Source organism: Moorena sp. SIO2C4, from assembly GCF_010672485.1.
GTDB classification, from domain to species: Bacteria; Cyanobacteriota; Cyanobacteriia; order Cyanobacteriales; family Coleofasciculaceae; genus Moorena; species Moorena producens.
In genome coordinates, this window is the sequence record NZ_JAAHGN010001430.1 from 1 (window position 1) to 1,457 (window position 1,457).

Sequence of the window (1,457 nt, forward strand, 5' to 3'; positions counted from 1 at the left end):
ATGTCAAAGTCTCCCGAGCGAGCAATCCCTCACTCGGGGATTTAGGGGGCAAATGCGTAAGTCCTAAATGTAAATTCTTAAAACAAGTTGAGACTTTTCTCCCCCAAAATTCTTATGATTGCTTTGGTAAGCATTCAGCTGTCAGCTGTCAGCCGTCAGCCGTAACTCAGATTAAACGTTACCGTAGCGTGGCCACAGGCCAAAGCTTACCTGTTTTATTCAAAAGCTGATTGCTGATTGCTGATTGCTGATTGCTGATTACTGATTGCTTAGTTGCTTTGATTGCTGATCAATTCATCAATAATGGGAGAAACTGCATTGATTAACTCAATTTTGTTAGCTGCTGTGGAAACCTCTGTTCCGGTGACCCCAGAGTGGAGTCCCACAGTGGGGATAGTAATGATTTTGTGTAATCTGTTTGCGATTACTGTTGGTCGCTTTGCGATCAAAAACCCCGGTCAAGGCCCAGCTTTACCCGGTGCCTCTGGACTGTTTGCCAATTTTGGTATCCCTGAACTCTTGGCAACTACTAGCCTGGGTCACATCCTAGGGGCTGGTGTCATCTTAGGTCTAGCCACTAGTGGTGTTCTGTAAGGTCTTAAAAAGGACTTAGCTTCAGGGGAAGAGAGGGGAGAGGGGGCAGTGGCAGAAGCCCCAATTAGTCTAAAATTATTTTTGACTTTTGATATCGTATTTGCTTCCCCTTCCCGATTCCCCTAGCAATTCTGGTTGAACTCGCTGCAAAAATAACACCACTGCCGCTGAAAACGACCCCTCGATCACCATCAGGGGAATATGAGCAACCATTAGCCCGTAAATTGCTGTCCGTTCTGCTGCCACATTAAAATTAGCAGGAATATTGGTAATGACTAGGACGAAGAATATTAGCGTCGCCACTCCCAAGCCAGCAGCACCCGCCAAGAAGCTGAAGATAGCAGTAACAATTCGATTGCCTTTACCAAACACCCGCCGCAATTGGAACAGGTGATAAGCCAAGATGGCTGATACTCCCATCATGGCTGCATTTATCCCGAGGGTGGAGAGTCCACCATGCTGGAACATAACTGCTTGAAAGAACAAACCAATCAGAATGGCAGGAACGGCATAATAACCTAAAATTGCCCCTAACAAGCCATTAAGAACGAAATGGACACTCGCTGGTGGGATGGGGAGGTGAATTGAGGATGCTACAAAAAAGGCAGCGGTCAGTAAGGATGCTCTGGGAATTGCCTCCTGGGGGTTTTTATGTTGATCAATTCGACGTAGGGCATACCAAGTGAGTCCACCAGTAGCTGCATAACCAGCAAGACAGACAGAAGCAGGGAGAATACCATCAGGAATGTGCATTAGTTTTCCTCCCTAAGAAAAAGAGTGCTGTACCCACAAATCCCCAGACACCAGCAGCTGCCATGAGCATTCTCTGAACAGGGGTGTAACTAGGACTGGTTGATGAGATC

General features: G+C 46.7%; 3 protein-coding genes. 2 read left to right on the forward strand and 1 reads right to left on the reverse strand.

The window, feature by feature from the left end; translation table 11 throughout:
- A partial coding sequence (locus tag F6K20_RS38280; protein WP_287298401.1) for a hypothetical protein occupies nt 1-230 on the forward strand: 230 nt, incomplete at its 5' end.
- A 73-nt stretch (nt 231-303) separates the two neighbouring features.
- Nucleotides 304-594 carry a photosystem I reaction center subunit PsaK gene (gene psaK, locus F6K20_RS38285; RefSeq protein ID WP_008179213.1) on the forward strand — a complete coding sequence of 97 codons (291 nt, stop codon included), beginning with the start codon at nt 304-306 and terminating at the stop codon, nt 592-594.
- A gap of 75 nt (nt 595-669) precedes the next feature.
- Here psaK and cbiM read toward each other — a convergent pair whose 3' ends face one another.
- Nucleotides 670-1,347: a cobalt transporter CbiM gene (gene cbiM, locus F6K20_RS38290; RefSeq protein ID WP_287265243.1), complete on the reverse strand. Its 678-nt coding sequence runs from the start codon at nt 1,345-1,347 to the stop codon at nt 670-672.
- Between the last annotated feature and the right edge of the window lie 110 nt (nt 1,348-1,457).

Excerpts from the sequence above, each read along its gene's own strand:
- psaK (WP_008179213.1), top strand. The coding sequence starts at position 304 with ATGGGAGAAACTGCATTGATTAACTCAATTTTGTTAGCTGCTGTGGAA.
- cbiM (WP_287265243.1), bottom strand. The coding sequence starts at position 1,347 with ATGCACATTCCTGATGGTATTCTCCCTGCTTCTGTCTGTCTTGCTGGT.